Annotated in this window: 17 protein-coding genes; 5 read left to right on the forward strand and 12 right to left on the reverse strand. The window is 66.3% G+C overall.

Translation table 11 applies throughout. The features are described 5' to 3' along the window. On the reverse strand, nt 1-1,230 hold the full coding sequence (locus tag ACSQ3M_RS23325) for an MFS transporter (protein WP_436152452.1): 1,230 nt from the start codon (nt 1,228-1,230) through the stop codon (nt 1-3). A 164-nt stretch (nt 1,231-1,394) separates the two neighbouring features. Beyond that, nucleotides 1,395-2,387 (reverse strand): ornithine cyclodeaminase family protein, encoded by a 993-nt coding sequence (locus tag ACSQ3M_RS23330; protein WP_436152453.1) that lies wholly within the window; start codon nt 2,385-2,387, stop codon nt 1,395-1,397. 140 nt (nt 2,388-2,527) lie between these two features. Here ACSQ3M_RS23330 and ACSQ3M_RS23335 point away from each other — a divergent pair, with 140 nt between their 5' ends. Further along, entirely contained in the window at nt 2,528-2,989 is a 462-nt protein-coding gene (locus tag ACSQ3M_RS23335) for an Lrp/AsnC family transcriptional regulator (protein ID WP_436152454.1), read from the forward strand. A 7-nt stretch (nt 2,990-2,996) separates the two neighbouring features. Here ACSQ3M_RS23335 and ACSQ3M_RS23340 read toward each other — a convergent pair whose 3' ends face one another. Genes ACSQ3M_RS23340 through ACSQ3M_RS23355 form a run of 4 tightly spaced genes read right to left on the reverse strand, consistent with a single transcriptional unit; the run spans nt 2,997 to nt 6,613 of the window. Beyond that, nucleotides 2,997-3,482, reverse strand: a complete 486-nt coding sequence (locus ACSQ3M_RS23340) for an Lrp/AsnC family transcriptional regulator (RefSeq protein WP_436152455.1) — start codon at nt 3,480-3,482, stop codon at nt 2,997-2,999. Further along, entirely contained in the window at nt 3,479-4,531 is a 1,053-nt protein-coding gene (speB, locus tag ACSQ3M_RS23345) for an agmatinase (protein ID WP_436152456.1), read from the reverse strand. The genes ACSQ3M_RS23340 and speB overlap by 4 nt, the downstream gene beginning before the upstream one ends. After that, on the reverse strand, nt 4,518-6,197 hold the full coding sequence (locus ACSQ3M_RS23350; protein ID WP_436152457.1) for a DUF4166 domain-containing protein: 1,680 nt from the start codon (nt 6,195-6,197) through the stop codon (nt 4,518-4,520). The genes speB and ACSQ3M_RS23350 overlap by 14 nt, the downstream gene beginning before the upstream one ends. Then, complete coding sequence (locus tag ACSQ3M_RS23355) at nt 6,194-6,613, reverse strand: thiol-disulfide oxidoreductase DCC family protein (protein WP_436152458.1); 420 nt, start codon at nt 6,611-6,613, stop codon at nt 6,194-6,196. The genes ACSQ3M_RS23350 and ACSQ3M_RS23355 overlap by 4 nt, the downstream gene beginning before the upstream one ends. A gap of 312 nt (nt 6,614-6,925) precedes the next feature. Between ACSQ3M_RS23355 and ACSQ3M_RS23360 the strand changes: the two genes are divergently transcribed. After that, the gene (locus ACSQ3M_RS23360; protein WP_436152459.1) at nt 6,926-8,011 is read left to right on the forward strand and encodes a TRAP transporter substrate-binding protein; all 1,086 of its coding nucleotides are present in this window, start codon (nt 6,926-6,928) and stop codon (nt 8,009-8,011) included. A gap of 242 nt (nt 8,012-8,253) precedes the next feature. After that, entirely contained in the window at nt 8,254-9,348 is a 1,095-nt protein-coding gene (locus ACSQ3M_RS23365; protein ID WP_436152460.1) for a TRAP transporter substrate-binding protein, read from the forward strand. 72 nt (nt 9,349-9,420) lie between these two features. Here the strand turns inward: ACSQ3M_RS23365 and ACSQ3M_RS23370 are convergent, their stop codons facing one another. Next, on the reverse strand, nt 9,421-9,732 hold the full coding sequence (locus tag ACSQ3M_RS23370) for a cupin (protein ID WP_436152461.1): 312 nt from the start codon (nt 9,730-9,732) through the stop codon (nt 9,421-9,423). 112 nt (nt 9,733-9,844) lie between these two features. Between ACSQ3M_RS23370 and ACSQ3M_RS23375 the strand changes: the two genes are divergently transcribed. Together ACSQ3M_RS23375 and ACSQ3M_RS23380 are read left to right on the forward strand one after the other, a co-directional pair. Continuing rightward, nucleotides 9,845-10,291, forward strand: a complete 447-nt coding sequence (locus ACSQ3M_RS23375; RefSeq protein ID WP_436152462.1) for an Lrp/AsnC family transcriptional regulator — start codon at nt 9,845-9,847, stop codon at nt 10,289-10,291. Between the two features lie 65 nt (nt 10,292-10,356). Beyond that, nucleotides 10,357-10,746 carry a porin gene (locus ACSQ3M_RS23380; protein WP_436152463.1) on the forward strand — a complete coding sequence of 130 codons (390 nt, stop codon included), beginning with the start codon at nt 10,357-10,359 and terminating at the stop codon, nt 10,744-10,746. Between the two features lie 176 nt (nt 10,747-10,922). On the opposite strand, the gene ACSQ3M_RS23385 is transcribed toward ACSQ3M_RS23380, so the two are convergent. The 5 genes from ACSQ3M_RS23385 to solA form a co-directional block, all read right to left on the reverse strand. After that, complete coding sequence (locus ACSQ3M_RS23385; RefSeq protein ID WP_436152557.1) at nt 10,923-12,587, reverse strand: TRAP transporter large permease; 1,665 nt, start codon at nt 12,585-12,587, stop codon at nt 10,923-10,925. 143 nt (nt 12,588-12,730) lie between these two features. After that, nucleotides 12,731-13,330 carry a TRAP transporter small permease subunit gene (locus tag ACSQ3M_RS23390; protein WP_436152464.1) on the reverse strand — a complete coding sequence of 200 codons (600 nt, stop codon included), beginning with the start codon at nt 13,328-13,330 and terminating at the stop codon, nt 12,731-12,733. A gap of 110 nt (nt 13,331-13,440) precedes the next feature. Beyond that, nucleotides 13,441-14,616 (reverse strand): multidrug effflux MFS transporter, encoded by a 1,176-nt coding sequence (locus tag ACSQ3M_RS23395; RefSeq protein ID WP_436152465.1) that lies wholly within the window; start codon nt 14,614-14,616, stop codon nt 13,441-13,443. After that, entirely contained in the window at nt 14,613-15,515 is a 903-nt protein-coding gene (locus tag ACSQ3M_RS23400; protein ID WP_436152466.1) for a DMT family transporter, read from the reverse strand. The genes ACSQ3M_RS23395 and ACSQ3M_RS23400 overlap by 4 nt, the downstream gene beginning before the upstream one ends. A 26-nt stretch (nt 15,516-15,541) precedes the next feature. Beyond that, nucleotides 15,542-16,681, reverse strand: a complete 1,140-nt coding sequence (gene solA, locus ACSQ3M_RS23405) for an N-methyl-L-tryptophan oxidase (protein WP_436152467.1) — start codon at nt 16,679-16,681, stop codon at nt 15,542-15,544. Between the last annotated feature and the right edge of the window lie 193 nt (nt 16,682-16,874).

Consider the following 16,874-nt stretch of genomic DNA (forward strand, 5'->3'; position numbering starts at 1 on the left):
TCAGGCGCTGGCGAGGGCTGCCCGTTGCCGGGCCTTCGCATCCCACAGCGTCACCAGCCAGATCGCAAGGCCCGCAAGCGCGAGGCCGGCGCCGACCCAGCCGGTCGAGGTCCAGCCATAACCGGCGGCGATCGCCATGCCGCCGAACCAGGGGCCGAGCGCATTGGCAGTGTTGAAGGCGCTGTGGTTCAGCGCCGCCGCGAGCGTTTGCGCATCCTGCGCGACATCCATCAGCCTCGTCTGCAGGGGTGTGCCGAGCCCGCCGCCGCAACCGATCATGAAGACGACGACGCAGGTCGCCCAGATATTGCCGGCGGCGAACGGAAAGAGCGCCAGTGAGCCCGCAGTCCAGATCAGGATGATAGCAATCGAGGCCATCGGCATCCGGTCAGCCAGCCACGCGGCGGCGAGCGTGCCGAAGGTCAGGCCGAGCCCAAAGATCGCAAGAACGATCGGCACCATCGAAGGGGAAACCTGCGTCACCTCGATCAGCGTCGAGGCGAGATAGGTATAGACCGCGAACAAACCGCCGAAGCCGACCGCGCCGATGGCGAGCGTCAGCCAGACCTGCCGATGGCGCAGCGCACCGAGCTCGCGCAAGGCGCTGGCGCCGGGCTGTGGCCTATCCTTCGGCGCGAACAGCGCGACCAGGATCACCGTCGTCAGCGCCAGGGCGGTGACGACGCCGAAACCCCAGCGCCAGCCGAGCACCTGGCCGAGCCAGTTCGCCAGCGGCACGCCGAGAATCGTCGCGATCGTCAGGCCGAGCATCACGCGCGCCACGGCGAGCGCGCGCCGGTTCGCCGGCACCAGCGAGGCTGCGACCAGCGCTGCGACACCGAAATAGGCGCCGTGCGGCAGCCCGCTGAGGAAACGGAACAGCAGCATCCAGCCATAGGTGGGCGCAAGCGCGGAAAGGCCGTTGCCGAGTGCGAAGGCCGCCATCAGCGCGATCAGCAGCGTGCGGCGCGAGAGCTTCGTCGCCAGCACCGCGATGATCGGGGCGCCGACGACCACGCCGGCCGCATAGGCGCTGATCACGTGCCCGGCGGTCGGTTCGTCGACACCGAGCCCGGCCGAGAAATAGGGCAGCAGGCTCATCACCGCGAATTCGGCCGTGCCGATGGCGAAGCCGCCCATCGCCAAAGCGAGCAGGACAAGGCCGATACGCGGCGAGGTGGCGGAGCGGGCAGGGCGCGCGAAGGCGTCTCCCGTGCTCGAGAGGCTCATGACGATGGTCCGGATTGATTATTGTTGGTCGCAGCGCGAGGGTGCGCATTGCGCTGCAACATAATGCTCAAGGCATGCGTGAATCGCAAGTGCCTGCTGGTTCGAGTCGAGACAAGCAGAAGCGCCATGCGAGTCGTGCATGGCATTTCTGCTGTTCGCCCGAGCTAGAGCGAGATGCTCTGCCCCGCGCCTCGCCGCCGGGCCTCGCGATAGGCGAGATCGGCTGCCACCATGTCTTCCATGGCGACGCCCATGGCCTTGTAGATCGTGATCTGGCGGTCCGATGTCCGTCCTGGCCGCCGTCCCAGCAGCATCGCACCGAGGTCGGTGCCGGCCTCGGGATCGATGCCGGCCAGCTCACAGCAGCCCACCGGCGTCGGCGCGAAGGCCTCCCGCGCCTCGACGAAGAGGTTGCCGCGAGCGATCAGATCGATCGGCAGCTCGCCGCCGGGTGGCGCGACACCGACCGAGGACACATGCGTTCCCGGTTGAACCCAGTCTGCGGATATCGCCGGGACATAGGAGTGTGTCGCGAGGCAGACGACATCCGAAGAGCGCACCGCGGCCTCGAGATCCGCGACGGCGGTGACGCCCGGGTGACGCGAAGCCAGCGCCCGCGCATCGGCGAAATTCTTCGAGAACACCCGGATCTCCTCGAAATCGCGAACCAACGGCAACAGGTTGAGGTGCTGGCTGGCCTGGACGCCGGCGCCCACCACGGTCGCGACCCGGGCATCGCGCCTGGCGAGTTCCCGCACCGAGAGCACGGCCGAACCGGATGTTCGGACGGCGGTGATGTAAGTGCCGTCCATGATGCAGACGGGCATTCCCGTCTCGGGATCGAAGAGATGGATCGTCGCGAGATGGCTCGGGATGCCCCGGGCGATGTTGCCTTCGAAGACGTTGACCAGTTTCACGGTCAGATGCATGCCCGCCATCCAGGCGGGCATCGCCAGCGAATAGCCTGCATCCGGAATGTCGAGTTGTGGTCGCGCCGGAATGACGACGCGGTCATCGGCAAGGGCCTTGAAGCCTTCCGCCAGCGCGTCGAGCAGCTTGCGCAGGTCGATACAGTTTCTGATCTCCGCTTCACTCAGCGAAAGAAGCGCGACCTCACCCTTCGTGTGATTGCTCGTTGCAGTTTGTGTGCTGTCCACGATGTCGATCGCCTCGGTTTCGTCTTGGCGTTAAGTGCCTTTCAAACAGTATTGCGACGATCTGGTGTGATGAAATATGCTAATTTCGGCTTTGTTGCGTGATTGTCGCGCAACTGACTATCAAGAAGTGCGAATCTAACATGAGCGATCTTGACCGCGTCGACCGGCTGCTGCTCGGGCTGTTGCAGGAGGATGGCCGACGCACCGTGCTCGATCTTGCCCAGCGCGTCGGGCTCTCGCCGACGGGGGCGTCGCAGCGGATCAAGCGCCTGTTCAGCGAGGGCTTCATCCGCGCCGTCCGCGCTGTGCTCGAGCCCTCGAAGATCGGGCGCGGGACGCTGGTCTTCATCGAGGTCAGGCTCGATCACACCGCCCCGCACGTCTTCGACCGTTTTGCCGAGGCTGTCGCGAAGGCGCCCGAAATCATCGAATGCCACATGGTGATCGGTGGCTTCGATTATCTGGTCAAAGCCCGCATCGCCGACATGGCGACGTTCCAGGAGTTCCTGCAGCGGGTCATCCTGCCCTTACCCGGGGTCAGGGAAACGCACAGCTACGCCTCGATCGGCGATGTGAAGCCGGACGCGCTGTTGCCGCTTTGACGCCGGCCTACTCCTCGAGCAGCGGATAGCCCTCGAAGTCCTTCAGCGCCTTCAGCGCGAAGGTGGTCGCGATCCGGGCGATGCCGAGCTGGTTGTCGGCGAGCCAGGCCCCGGTCAGCTCCTCATAGGCGGCGAGCGAACTCGCAACGATGCGCGCGAGATAGTCGGCATCGCCGCTGATCACCAAAAGCTCGACGACATCAGGACAGGCGCGCAGCACCTTTTCGACCCGCTCGCGCCGCCCGACCGAATGGTCGCGCAGCGAGATCTGCGCGAAGGCGATGATGGCGTGGCCGGAGAGCTCGGGCGAGAGCCGCGCGCCATAGCTGGCGATCAGCCCGGAGGCCTCGAGCCGGCGCATTCGCTCGAGGCAGGGCCTGGCCGAGAGCCCAACCCGTTCCGACAGGGCCTGGTTGGTGATCCGGCCCTCCGTCCGCAGGATCGCGATGATCTGGCGGTCGATCGCGTCGAGCTGGAGCGCCTTTCGCTTCACGGCCTGCCCTTGCCGGCGGCTCTCGCCTCGGCGATCAGGCAGAGTTCGAGGAACAGCACCTGCGCCGCGCATTGCGCCGTGTTGCTGGTCGCGTCGTATTGCGGCGCGACCTCGACCACGTCGGCGGCGACGATGTTGCGCCCTCTAAGGCCGCGCAGGATGGCGAGCGCCTCGCGCGGGGTGAGGCCGCCGATCTCGGGCGTGCCGGTGCCGGGCGCGAAGGCCGGATCGAGCGAATCGACGTCGAAGGAGACATAGGTCGGCCCGTCGCCGATCACGTCCAGCGCCTTCGCGATCACCGCGTCGAGGCCCATGCGGTCGACCTCGTCGGCATGGATCACGGTCATGCCGGACTCGTAGGAGAACTCCCAGAGATATTCGGCGCCGCCGCGGATACCGATCTGGATGACGCGCTCGGGGTCGAGCACGCCGTCGAGCACCGCCTGCCGGAACGGCCCGCCATGGTGGAACTTCGAGCCCTCATAGGGGCCGGAGGTGTCGCAATGCGCGTCGATATGGACCATGCCGACCGGGCGCTTCTCGCCGACGGCCTTCAGGATCGGATAGGTGATCGAATGGTCGCCGCCGACGCCGAGCGTCGAGACGCCAGCCTGCACGATCTGCTTGAAGGTCGCCTCGATATCCTCGTGGCAGCTTTCCAGCGAATAGCGCGAGCGGAACGGCACGTCGCCGATATCGGCCGCCTTGACCATGCTGAACGGCGCGGTGCCGTGGACATGGTCCATCGGCCCCATGCGCTCGACGGCGCGCACCGCGCGTGGGCCGAGCCGCGTGCCGGCTCGGTTGGTGACCCCGAGATCCATCGGAAGGCCGATGATCGCGACGTCGAGCCCGCCGAGATCGGCTTGGCCAAGCGCTTCCGGGCGGTAGGGCGCGCTGATGAAGGTCGCGACATCGGAGAACGGCCATTTGCGCCGGTCGCCCTGGAACTGGCCGGCCGCGACCTTGGCGAAGCGCGGATCATGGATGTCGGCGCCGCTCGCCCCGGCATAGCGCGCCCTGAGTTTTGCCAGCTTATCCTGATCCATCGCTTGATCCCCGAGGTTTGAGCCAGCCGCGATAATGCGCCAGCAGGCCGAAGAAGGGCAAAGAGAGCCGCACGTCGAAACGGAAGCGGCCGTCCGCGTCAACCGTCTCGTGCGCAGTGGCAGACGGCATCAGGAAGCGGGGCAGAGGCAGGCCGAAGACGCGCCAGGCGGCGATCGGCAGCGCCAGTCCCTCCGGGCTCGCTTCGGCAGCCAGCGTGAAGGAGAACGGGCCGAAGGCCTCGCGCAGCTCGCCGCGATCGATGCCCAGATGCGAGCTGAAGCGCTGGCCGGCGAAGTTGCGGGTCCAGGTTTCCGAGCTGTCATCGAACGAATCGCCGCGCGCAACGCTGACCGTCACCGGCAGGTCGGTTCCGGCGGCGGGCAGACCGAACAACCGGCAAAGCAGATCGATCATCGCGCCCTCGCCACGTGCGACGTCAGCCCGACCTTGCCAGACCGGTTCTGCATCGGCGGAGTGGAAGGCGCGGATCGCCGCCGGCATGCCGGCGAAGGCGTCTGCTCCGAATACGGTCTCGAACAGGGCAGGGCCGGCGCCGCGCTCGTCCTGGCTGGTGCCGATCGCATAGGGCGCCATTTCGGCCTCGATCATGGCGAGATCGAGCGCTTCGGCAGCCGAGCGCGCACCGGGGGCGATGCCGTCCACGAGCAGCGCGCGCACCGCCGCTGCCGCGGCCAGCACCGGCACCTGCGGGCCGTCATCGTTCTCGGCCAGCAGCGACCAATAGGCCCGGCGCGGCCGTCCCTTGGCGTCGATGCCGCCAATGGCGACGCGCATCCCGCCGCGATCCGAAGTCCAGAGGCGGGTGATCCGGCGCGCCTTGACGAGGTAGGGCACGAAGGGCGCGAACTCGGTGAGCCAACCACGGCGGCGCAGCCAGCCGAGCAGCGCCAGCCCCCATTGCTCGATGCCGGCTTCGAGCCCAGCGGAGAAACTCACGCGCGACCGCACGTCGAGGCCCGGGCCGAGCGTCTCGGCGTCGACCGTCTCGACCGGCGCGACCCGCCGTGGGCCGAGGCCGGGCATGTCGATGACTTCTCCGGAACCCCAGCCGGCCGTCGTCTGCAATTCGCCTTCGCGCCAGATCGGCACCGGCTTGCCGGCATAGCTCAGGACCGCAGCAATGACCGCCGGCCCGACCTCGCTGCGCCCGCCCGGCGTGATCGCGATGTCGATGGTGTCGAGCCGCTGCCAGCCTTCGCTCAATTCCCGCGCCGCCGCAGCCGAGAGGGCCGGCGTCGAACTCGCGCCGGCGAGCGCGACGAGGCCGCGCTGTCTGGCGATTTCGTCCAGCTGCGGTCCGTAGCCGGTCAGATAGTCGCGCGCATCGGCGAGATCGACGACATGGGCGCCGAGCAGGAGTGCCGCGGTCGGCACTTCGTAGCCCTGGTGCTGGAACGGCCCGGAGGCGTCGATCACCAGCCAGGGCTGCAATGCAGCGAGGGAAGCCACGAGGTCCTTGTCGCGATCGAGCGCGACGCCGCTGACCGGCACGCTCGCTTCTATCGCCAGCTCCTTTGCGAGGGCTTCGGCCTTGTCGGCGCTGCGTGAGGTCAGCACCAGATCGAGGCCGTCCATCCGCGAGAGATGGCGCGCAAGGCGGCGGCCGAAGACGCCGGTCGCGCCGATCAGCACGACGCGCTTCATGACCCGTCCGGCAGGGTGAAGCGGTGCCGCGTCGCCGGATCCGGTATCTCGCAGGTGTCCTTCTTGCCGAAGAGCCGGTAGCGGTTGCGCGCGACGCGGTCATAGAGCCAGTCGCGCCAGCGCTTCGGTAACGCCCGGCCGACGAGCAGCAGGCGGGCCGGCCCGTTCAGATGCTGGGTCAGCGCGAGCACTCCATCGGATTTGGCGAGAGCTTCACCGTTCTCGATGAAGAGAAAGCTGTCCGGCTCGTCGGGATCGATGCCATGGGTCCGGGCCAGCTCACGCCCCTCGTGCGACTGGATCGCGACGAAGCGGATGGCGTGGTCGCGCTCGTGGCGCAGGGTGTAGCGCACGCCGCCGGAGCAGAGCACGCAGACGCCGTCATAGAGCCAGATCGGGGCAGCTAGGCTGGTCATCGGACCTCGTTCGCGCAGAGGTTGACCGGGCGGGGGAAAAGTTTCATGCGCTTCCTGCGCAGCCGTGCCATGCTCTGCGTGCAATTGTCGAGCGGCCTGCGACAGTTGACGATCTTGCAACGATTGGGGGGAGTGCTGCGCAAATCTTGTGCAAGTATAGATTCGAGGTGAGCCGATTAACCGTGGGTCAACCCGGGCCGCCGCTTCCGATCACCGCTGCATAACACCAAGGTCGTCCTACAAATGTCGCCTGTGCCGGTGCTATTGCTGCCCGGACGCGGCGATGAACGTCGAAACGAGGAGATGCCCCATATGAAGCGTCGTCAGTTCCTGCAGGTCGCTGGTACCGGTGCGGCCGTGTCCGCTGTCGCCATGCCGGCGGTCGCGCAGTCGAATCCCGAGGTGAAGTGGCGCCTGGCGTCGAGCTTCCCGAAATCGCTCGACACCATCTATGGCGGCGCCGAAGTCATGGCCAAGATGGTCTCCGACCTGACCGACGGCAAGTTCCAGATCCAGGTCTTCGCCGCCGGCGAGATCGTGCCTGCCCTGCAGGCGGCCGACGCGGTCAGCAACAACACGGTCGAGATGGCGCATACCGTCTCGTATTACTATGTCGGCAAGGACCCGACCTTCGCGATCGCGGCCTCGGTGCCCTTCGGCCTCAATGCCCGTCAGCAGAATGCCTGGCTGTTCCAGGGCGGTGGCAACGAGCTCTTCAACGAGTTCTACAAGAAGTTCAACATCTACGGTCTGCCCTGCGGCAACACCGGTGCCCAGATGGGCGGCTGGTTCCGCAAGGAGATCAAGAGTGTCGCCGACATCAACGGCCTGAAGATGCGCATCGGCGGCATCGCCGGCTCGGTCCTGCAGAAGCTCGGCCTCGTGCCGCAGCAGATCGGCGGCGGCGACATCTATCCGGCGCTCGAGAAGGGCACGATCGACGGCGCCGAGTGGGTCGGCCCCTATGACGACGAGAAGCTCGGCTTCGCCAAGGTCGCGCCGTATTACTACTATCCGGGCTTCTGGGAGGGTGGTCCCTGCGTCCACGCCTTCGTCAACCTGGAGAAGTGGAACTCGCTGCCCAAGGCCTATCAGGCTGCGCTGACCGCCGCCTGCACCTACGCCAACACCCAGATGGCGGCGAAGTACGATGTGCAGAACCCGGCCGCCCTGAAGCGCCTCGTCGGCGCCGGCACGCAGCTGCGCCCCTTCCCGCAGGACGTGATGGAAGCCTCGCTCAAGGCCTCCAACGAGCTCTATGCCGAGATCTCGGCCAAGAATGCCGACTTCAAGAAGGCGATCGACTCGATGGTCGCCTTCCGCGGCGACCAGTATCTCTGGTGGCAGGTGGCGGAGCTGACCTTCGACATCTTCCAGGTCCGCAATCGCGGCAAGTAACAGCCGTAGAGCATTGCGACAGCGACGAAGCCCGGCCGCAAGGCCGGGCTTTTTCGTTTGGCCGGGATCGCCCGACCTGTGCGCCAATGCCAAGATGGGTTAGACCAAATACCTATGCGGAAATTGCATGGGGGTCATGTGCACAGCTTGCGCTCGCTTCGCAGATGGCCTTTGCTGGCGCTCTTGTGCGCGAACCGGAAAACACCGGCGCGCCTCAGAAAGCTTTGGGAGGAGCGTATCGAATGAAGCGTCGTCAGTTTCTGAAAGTCGCCGGTGCTGGCGGCGCTGCCAGCGTCATCGCCGCGCCGGCCATCGCCCAGTCGATGCCGGAGGTGAAGTGGCGCGTCACCTCCTCGTTTCCGAAATCGCTCGACACGATCTTCGGCGCCTCGGAAGTGCTGGCGAAGGCGGTCTCGGAAGCGACCGACGGCAAGTTCCAGATCCAGGTCTTCGCTGCGGGTGAGATCGTGCCGGCGCTGCAGGCGGCCGATGCCGTGACCAACGGCACGGTCGAGATGTGCCATACCGCCTCGTACTACTATGTCGGCAAGGATCCGACCTTCGCCTTCGGCACGGCAGTGCCCTTCGGCCTCAATGCCCGCCAGCAGAACGCCTGGTTCTACCATGGCGGCGGCATGGATCTGCTCAACGAGTTCTACAAGAAGTACAACATCTATGCGCTGCCGGGCGGCAATACCGGCTGCCAGATGGGCGGCTGGTTCCGCAAGGAAATCAAGACGGTCGCGGACCTTCAGGGCCTGAAGATGCGGATCGGCGGCTTTGCCGGCCAGGTGATGAGCAAGCTTGGGGTCGTGCCGCAGCAGATCGGTGGCGGCGACATCTACCCAGCGCTGGAGAAGGGCACGATCGACGCGGCCGAATGGGTCGGGCCGGCCGATGACGAGAAGCTCGGCTTCAACAAGGTCGCGCCCTATTACTACTATCCCGGCTGGTGGGAAGGCGGCGCCTCGCTGCACTTCTTCCTGAACACAGCGAAATGGGACGCTCTGCCGAAGACCTATAAGTCGATCCTCACCACGGCGGCAGGCCTTGCCAATATCGACATGCAGGCCAAGTACGACGCCCGCAACCCGGCGGCGCTGAAGCGTCTCGTTGGCGGCGGCGCGCAGCTTCGGCCGTTCTCGCAGGAGATCCTTGAGGCCTGCCTCAAGGCGTCGAAGGAGGTTTATGCCGAGACCAGCGCCAAGAATCCCGATTTCAAGAAGATCTATGAGGCGATGTCGGCGTTCCGCGGCGACGAGTATCTCTGGTTCCAGATCGCCGAATACACCTACGACAACTTCATGATCCGCGCCCGCGCCGCGAACATGCTCTGAGAAGAGGGCAATAGCCGGTTCGCCGGCCAACTCGTCGTACATCCCCGGCCGTAAGGCCGGGGATTTTTCATGTCAGACGCTACCGGCGCGCTCGATCACCAGAACCCGCGCGGGACCCACTGGGTGGGCGACATGGGCATCGCCGTCCTGCGCATGGAAGATGTCGCCGGACACGAGCCGCTGCACGCTCTCGACGCCGCCGGTCCGAGTGTGCATGTCGACCTCGCCGTCGAGGACGACGAAGACCTCCGGCCCGTCATTGACGTGCCATTTGTAGGGCTGGTCGGTCCAGTGCAGCCGGATCGTGGCGTCGTCGATCCGTTCGATGTCGAGCGCCTCCCAGGCGCGGCTTCCGGTGAAGTCCCGCGGCTTGATCGTCCTCATCCTGATGTCTCCGGTTCGTTCAAGAGACCCTGAATCTTCACCGGCGGGGCCACCCGTGCCATAGGCAAGACGCCGGCAGTGGTTGCGATCGGTGGTTTGCGGGAGGTCTCGCTTGCGAAACGACGGTGAGCTCGACGCCATCGACCGAAAGCTGCTCGCGCTGCTCCGGGTCGATGCCCGCGCCTCCTTCACGGGGCTGGCCCGCGATGCCGGGCTCTCGCGCACTGCGATCCAGGAACGGATGGCAAGGCTCGAGCGCGACGGCGTCATCCTCGGCTACACAGTGCGGCTCGCCGATCTGCCGAAGGCGCCGATCACGCGCGCGATGCTCTCCCTGCGTATCCGGACGCGGCCCTGCGCAACCGTGCTCGATCGCTTCAGGTACTGGCCGGAGATCGTCGCCTGCTATTCGCTGGCTGGTCCCGTCGACGCGATGCTGATCGTCGAGACGCAAGATGCGCCAGCGCTGTCGCAGCTGGTCGACAGGTTGAGCGCCGTGCCCGGCGTCGGCGAGATCGAGACGGCGCCGATCCTGGCCGAGAGCGTGAGGGCAGGCTAGCGGCGTGCCCTAGCCTGGCCTTGTTCGAGGCGTTAGGCTGTAAATCCATCGCAATCGGGGCGCTCATGAAGCTGCCACTCGCCATCATTCTCGCGACCTTGGGATTGCCGGCGCTCGCCGCTGCCCAATCGATCGGCGAGCCGCTTCCCGGCCGCGGGCCCGCCAAGGCCAAGCCGACGGCAGCTCGCCCCGCGCCGGCGCAGGCGATGCGCCCCTGTCCGGAGTATGGGCCGGGCTTCGTCCGCGTCGAAGGCTCTTCGGCCTGTGTCCGCGTCGGCGGTGGTGTCCGTGTCGAATTCGGCAAGAGTTCCAGCAACCGCCGCTACGGCTCCAATGCCGAGGCGATGGTCTATGGCGAGGCGCGGAGTCCGACCTCCTTCGGCGAGATGCGGGCCGTGGTCAGCGGCCGCGTCCAGCGCGACGACAACCTGAACCAGGGCTGGCAGCGCTGGTAGGCCGACGTCATTCTCGGGCGGAGCGAAGCGCAGACCCGAGAATCTCATGACGAGAAGGCGCCGACCGGAACCTCATCCGGCCTGAGATGCTTCGGGGCAGGCCCGAGCATGATGGATGAACAGAACAAAAGCCCCGGATCGATCGATCCGGGGCTTCGTCATTCTGGCTTGCCGCCCTACTTGAGGTTCAGCGTCGGTGGGGCGTTGAGATCGAGCCCCGGCAGCCCGCCGGAGCCGCCGAGCCCCGGAATGGTGATGCTGTCGAGCTGCTTGTTGATCTGCTGCTGGTCGAGCTGAACGCCCGAGCTCTTGTAGTGCGTCACCATCTTCGGGAAGGCGATGACGAGCGCGACCATGATGCACTGGATCACCACGAAGGGCACGGCGCCCCAGTAGATCTGCCCGGTCGTCACCGGCTCCATCATCTTGCCGGTGATCTTGTCGCGATAGGGGTTCTTCGGCGCGACCGAGCGCAGGAAGAACAGGGCGAAGCCGAAGGGCGGGTGCATGAACGAGGTCTGCATGTTCACGCCGAGGATGACGCCGAACCAGATCAGGTCGATCCCGAGTTTCTCCGCCGCCGGTCCGAGCAGCGGCACGATGATGAAGGCGAGCTCGAAGAAGTCGAGGAAGAAGGCGAGCAGGAACACCATCACGTTGACGACGATCAGGAAGCCCGTCGCGCCGCCGGGCAGCCCGACGAGGAGGTGCTCGACCCAGACATGGCCGTTGACGCCGTAGAAGGTCAGCGAGAACACGCGCGCGCCGACCAGGATGAAGAGCACGAAGGCCGAGAGCTTGGCGGTTGATTCCGTCGCCTGCCTGAGCAGGTCGAAGGTCATGCGCTTCTTGCCCAAAGCCAGCAGGATCGCGCCGGCGGCGCCCATCGCGCCGCCTTCGGTCGGTGTCGCGACGCCGATGAAGATCGTGCCCAGCACCAGGAAGATTAGCGCCAGCGGCGGCACCATCACGAAGATCACCTGCTCGGTCATGCGCGACAGCAGGTTGAGCTTCAGGAACTTGTTGATCAGCGCGATCACGAAGGAGACCGCGACCGCGACCGACATGGTCAGGATGACGAAATCCGCACCGCCACCGACCTTGGTAAAGAACTTCATGTAGCCAATGGCGATGGCGAAGGCGAGGATCGTCACCACCAGCAGCGAGCGGCGGCGTGTCACGCCGTCTGCGTCGCGCAGCGTCTGCGCCTCAGGCGGCAGCCCGGGCGCGCGCGTCGGATTGATGATCGTGGTCAGGAAGACATAGCCGGCGTATAGACCGGCCAGCACCAGGCCAGGGATGAAGGCGCCCTCGTACATGTCGCCGACCGAGCGGCCGAGCTGGTCGGCGAGCACGATCAGCACGAGCGAGGGCGGGATGATTTGCGCCAATGTGCCGGACGCTGCGATCACGCCCGAGGCGAGGCGTCGGTCATAGCCGTAGCGCAGCATGATCGGCAGCGAGATCAGGCCCATCGAGATGACGGAAGCCGCGACGACGCCGGTGGTGGCGGCGAGCAGCGCGCCGACGAAGATCACCGCATAGGCCAGGCCGCCACGGATCGGCCCGAAGAGCTGGCCGATGGTGTCGAGCAGGTCCTCGGCCATGCCCGAACGTTCCAGCACCAGCCCCATGAAGGTGAAGAACGGGATCGCCAGCAGCACGTCGTTGTTCATCGTGCCGTAGATGCGTTCCGGCAGCGCCTGCAGGAAGTTCTCCTGGAACATGCCGAGCTCGATGCCGACCAGGGCAAAGAACAGGCCGTTGGCGGCGAGCGCGAAGGCGACCGGATAGCCGAGCAGCAGGAAGAGCACGAGCGCAACGAACATCACCGGCGCCATGTTGACGCGCAGGAAGTCGCCAATCCCGGCGGCATGCGCGTCACCGGTGTGCAGGCTGAACAGGGCGGCGGCGGTGAGCGCGAACAGCAGCGCGGCGGAGCGGGCGAGGGTCATGGAGCGGGTCCGGGAAACGGCAGCTTGGCTCACGGGGCGAGACCTTCGGCCTTGGCCTGATCGAGCAGGCGCTGCGCTTCGGCTTCGGCGGCAGCGGCATGGCCGCGCACCGTCTCGTCGTCGTCGAGCTTTCCGCGCATGATCGCGATCTGCTTGATCACCTCGGAGATGCCCTGCAGCAGCAGCAGCGAGAAGCCGATGATCACCAGCCCCTTGGCCGGCCATTGCGGCAGGCCGCCGGCCGAGAGCGACTGCTCGTTGACCTGGTAGGAGCGCATGAAGAACGGGCCGGAATGGTAGATCATCAGCGCGCAGAACGGCAAAAGGAACAGCAGATGGCCGACGAGGTCGATCCATTGCTGGACGCGCTTCGGCAGCAAATTGTTCACGATGTCGATGCGGATGTGCTCCTTGAGCTGCAGCGTCCAGGCGGCGCAGAGCAGGAAGACCGCGCCGAACAGCACCCATTGCAGCTCGAGCCAGGAATTCGACGAGACGTTGAACAGCTTGCGGATGATCGCATTCACGGCCGAGACAATGACCGCGAGGAGGATTAGCCAAGCGACCCATTGACCGATCTTGCGGTTGAGGGTGTCGATCGCGCGGCTGAAAGCCAGTGGTCCTTCCACCTCAGTCCTCCCTGAACCTCGTGGATTGTGGCCGCACCATGCGGTTAGCGAAGGGCGGTTATACCAATGCTACATGCCGTACAAGATTGCGCGGCGCAAGGCGCTGTGGATCAGTCGTTGCGCTGCCGGGGCTCGCTGCGCAATGCAAGCAGGGCGACGACGAGCATCAGCCACATCATCGCCATCAGCGCCGGCGGCCAATGTGCCACCAGAGAGCTGATCAGCACGGTCGCGAGCGCGCCCGAGCCGAGCTGGATCGCACCCGCGAGTCCGGCGGCCGAGCCAGCGAGTTCGGGCCTCGCAGAGAGCGCCGCGGCGGTTGCTCCTGGCAGGGTCAGTCCGTTGCCGATTGCGTTGATTGCGAGCGGCAGGAACAGGGTCAGCGGCGTCCAATAAGGTGTCAGCGCGACCGCGAACGCTGCCGTCGTCGCCACGAACGAGATGATCAGGCCGATCCAGGCCATTCGCGCCGTGCCGTGCCGCAGCACCAATCGGGACATCGCGAAATTGCCCACCATGTAGCCGAGCGCGTTGATGATGAAATAGGCGCCATAGGTGTCGGAGCCGCGCCCCATGGTCTCGACCACGATGAACGGCGCCGCGGCGATGAAGGCAAAGAAGGCCGCGGAGGTCATCGCCAGCGCGATCACATTGCGGATGAAGCTGCGGTCGCGCGCCAGCTCCGGGAACGCCCGGAAGATGCCGATGAGCGAGGTCCGCACGCCGACATTCGGCGCCGTCTCGGGCAGGCGCAGGCCGACGAGCACCAGCACGATCGCGGCAGCGGCCGCCATCGCCCAAAAGATCATGCGCCAGCCGAGATTGGTCTCGATATGGCCGCCGAGATAGGGCGTGATCATCGGCGCCACGACCATGACCATGGTCACCGTCGCGATCTGGCGGGCCGCCTGGTCGCGGCTCGCCGTGTCGCGGATGATGGCGCGCGCCAAAGCGAAGGTTGTGCCGGAGCCGGCGCCCTCGAGCACGCGTGCGAACAGCAGGAATCCCGCGCTGTCCGCCAGCGCGCCGAGCACCGAGCCGGCCATGAAGACTGCGGTGCCGGCCAAGACGCAGGGGCGGCGCCCGAAACGGTCGGAGAGCGGGCCGACGATGAGCTGCGTCAGCGCGACCGCTACCAGGAAGAGCGTCAGCGTCAGCTGGATCGTCGCATAGCTGGTGGCGAAGTTGCGGGCGAGCGCCGGCGTCGCCGGGGCCAGCATGTTGAGCGCGATCGGTTGCAGCGTCGAGATCGCGACGAGGACGGTGAGGGACGGTTTGGGGGTCATAGCGGCTTGTCGCCCTCAGGCTTCAGCTGCGAATCGGGTCGGATGCGCTGGCGGTGCAAGGTGTAAAGGCCGCTGCCGACGATCAGGGCGATGCCGGCGAAGGCGATCTTGTCCGGCGTCTCGCCCCAGACCAGCCAGCCGATCAGGACGGCGACGAGTACGACGGAATAGCGATAGCCCGCGACCACACCGACATCGGTGTCACGGAAGGCGCTGATGATGCAGAAGCTGCCCGCGGTGACCAGGATGGCGGCAAGTCCGAGATAGAGCATCTCGATCCGCCAGGGCGATTGCCAGGTTTCCAGAGCGCCCATGCCGGAGGCCAGCAGCCCGACGATCATCGTCGAGACCAGGGAAATGACAGTCGACGGGACGTCGCTGCTGATGAAACGGGTCATCAGGTCGCGGATGGCGACGAGGCAGGCGCCGGCGAGCGCGATCAGCGCAGCCAAGCTGAAGCCGTCCGCGCTCGGGCGCATCACGATCAGGACGCCGATGAAGCCGACCGTCAGCGCTACCGTCCGACGCCAGCCGACCGATTCTATCCGCAGCAGCACCGCCAGCAGGATGATCAGCAAAGGTGAGGCCATCACGATCGCCGTGATGTTGGCGAGCGGCAGCAGGCCGAGTGCCCAGATGAACGTCAGCGCGCACAGCGCTTCGACGACGCCGCGCCCCAGCACCACGGGCTTCAGCCCGAGCGGCAGCTTGCGCCAGTCGCCCATCACCACGACCATGGCGAGACCCGCCACTATCGCGAAACAGGTGCGCAACGCCACCGCCTGCCCGGTCGGGAAGGCTTCGCGGGCGAGCTTCATCAGGGCGTCGTTGCAGCAAAAAAGCGACATCGCCGCCGTCATGGCGATGATTCCGCGGCGGTTCTGGGCGGCGGTGGCCAAGGTGTTTCCTGTCGAGCCCGGTAGGCTCAGGCGTCGAAGCGGGAAAGGGAGAAGGCGGAGAGGTCGAAAGCCGGACGGCCGCTGGTCGACAGGTCGGCCAGGATTTCGCCGATCGCGCTGGCGAATTTGAAACCGTGGCCGGAGCAGGCCGAGGCGAACACCGCCTGTGGAACACCGGGCACGGCGTCGATGATGAAACCCTCGTCGGGCGAGACGGTGTAGACGCAGCCCTTGACCGTCAGCGGGTCGCCGGCGGCATCGGGGATATAGCGCGCCAGGCATTCGCGGATCAGCCGGAGCTGGTTTGGGCTCGGCGTCCGGTCGGGTTCGCGCGGATCCATCGGCTCGCGCCCGAAATGCGGTCCGCCGAGTTTGAAGCCGGGATGTTCGTAGAGCGGGAAGCCGTAGAAATTGCCTTCCTCGACGCTAAGGATGAAGACCGGGAAGGCGCCCTCGCGGAAGAGCTCCGGCCGGCGCGTGGTGAACCAGCCGATCGCCTGCCGCACCGTCCTGACCCGCTGCTTCAGCGCGGGGACGGCATCGGCGATCCAGCCGCCGGAGGTGATCACCAGTCGCCCAGCCGAATAGGTGCCGCGCTCGGTCTTGACGGTGACGCCGCCATCGGCGGTCGGCTGCCAGTCGAGCATCGGCTCGCCGGTGTGGATATCGGCGCCCCTGGACTGCGCCAGCCCGACATGGGCGTAGATCGCCTTCTCCGAGGCGACGAAGCCGCCGCCCGCCTGCCACAGGCCGATATGCCCCTCCGGCAGCTGGAAGGCCGGGAAGCGCCGGGAAATCTCGTCGCGATCGAGCACCTCGTGCTCGAGCCCATGGTCGATGCAGGATTTCAGCGATGATTCGACCGGGCCGAGCCCTTCCGGCGCGAGGTCGAGCGAGCCTGTAACGTGAAGAAGCTTCAGCCCGGCCGCCTCGCCGGTCTCGCTCCAGAGCTGGTGAGCCCGCTTGACGATCGGCACGTAGTGCGAGCCCTCGAAATAGGCGAGGCGGATGATCCGCGTCAGCCCGTGGGACGAGCCCATCGTATGGCCAAGGTCGAAGCGTTCGAGGCCGAGCACCTTGAGGCCGCGCTTGGCCAGGTGCCAGCAGGCGGCGGAGCCCATCGCGCCGACGCCGGCGACGATCACGTCGTATTGCGAAGAGCTCATGGAAGGGTCCTGGAGGAGGCCGACTTCATCCGCCGGTCGGTTCTGCCTGCAATCTAGGCGGGCGGGCGGTTCGGGTCCATCCCGCCTGGTGGGTGAGCGCATACGCGCAGCGGGCAGGGCGGGAGCCGGCGCAATGGAAAACTGCGCCTCGAGCGGCTGCCTTCAGGCTTTTGTTAACCCTGCTGGCGGCATA

It is taken from the genome of Allobosea sp. LjRoot90 (assembly GCF_964254315.1).
Classification (GTDB): domain Bacteria; phylum Pseudomonadota; class Alphaproteobacteria; order Rhizobiales; family Beijerinckiaceae; genus Allobosea.

Excerpts from the sequence above, each read along its gene's own strand:
- ACSQ3M_RS23325 (WP_436152452.1), bottom strand. The coding sequence starts at position 1,230 with ATGAGCCTCTCGAGCACGGGAGACGCCTTCGCGCGCCCTGCCCGCTCC.
- ACSQ3M_RS23335 (WP_436152454.1), top strand. The coding sequence starts at position 2,528 with ATGAGCGATCTTGACCGCGTCGACCGGCTGCTGCTCGGGCTGTTGCAG.
- speB (WP_436152456.1), bottom strand. The coding sequence starts at position 4,531 with ATGGATCAGGATAAGCTGGCAAAACTCAGGGCGCGCTATGCCGGGGCG.
- ACSQ3M_RS23350 (WP_436152457.1), bottom strand. The coding sequence starts at position 6,197 with ATGAAGCGCGTCGTGCTGATCGGCGCGACCGGCGTCTTCGGCCGCCGC.
- ACSQ3M_RS23355 (WP_436152458.1), bottom strand. The coding sequence starts at position 6,613 with ATGACCAGCCTAGCTGCCCCGATCTGGCTCTATGACGGCGTCTGCGTG.
- ACSQ3M_RS23360 (WP_436152459.1), top strand. The coding sequence starts at position 6,926 with ATGAAGCGTCGTCAGTTCCTGCAGGTCGCTGGTACCGGTGCGGCCGTG.
- ACSQ3M_RS23365 (WP_436152460.1), top strand. The coding sequence starts at position 8,254 with ATGAAGCGTCGTCAGTTTCTGAAAGTCGCCGGTGCTGGCGGCGCTGCC.
- ACSQ3M_RS23370 (WP_436152461.1), bottom strand. The coding sequence starts at position 9,732 with ATGAGGACGATCAAGCCGCGGGACTTCACCGGAAGCCGCGCCTGGGAG.
- ACSQ3M_RS23380 (WP_436152463.1), top strand. The coding sequence starts at position 10,357 with ATGAAGCTGCCACTCGCCATCATTCTCGCGACCTTGGGATTGCCGGCG.
- ACSQ3M_RS23385 (WP_436152557.1), bottom strand. The coding sequence starts at position 12,587 with ATGGCGCCGGTGATGTTCGTTGCGCTCGTGCTCTTCCTGCTGCTCGGC.
- ACSQ3M_RS23395 (WP_436152465.1), bottom strand. The coding sequence starts at position 14,616 with ATGACCCCCAAACCGTCCCTCACCGTCCTCGTCGCGATCTCGACGCTG.
- solA (WP_436152467.1), bottom strand. The coding sequence starts at position 16,681 with ATGAGCTCTTCGCAATACGACGTGATCGTCGCCGGCGTCGGCGCGATG.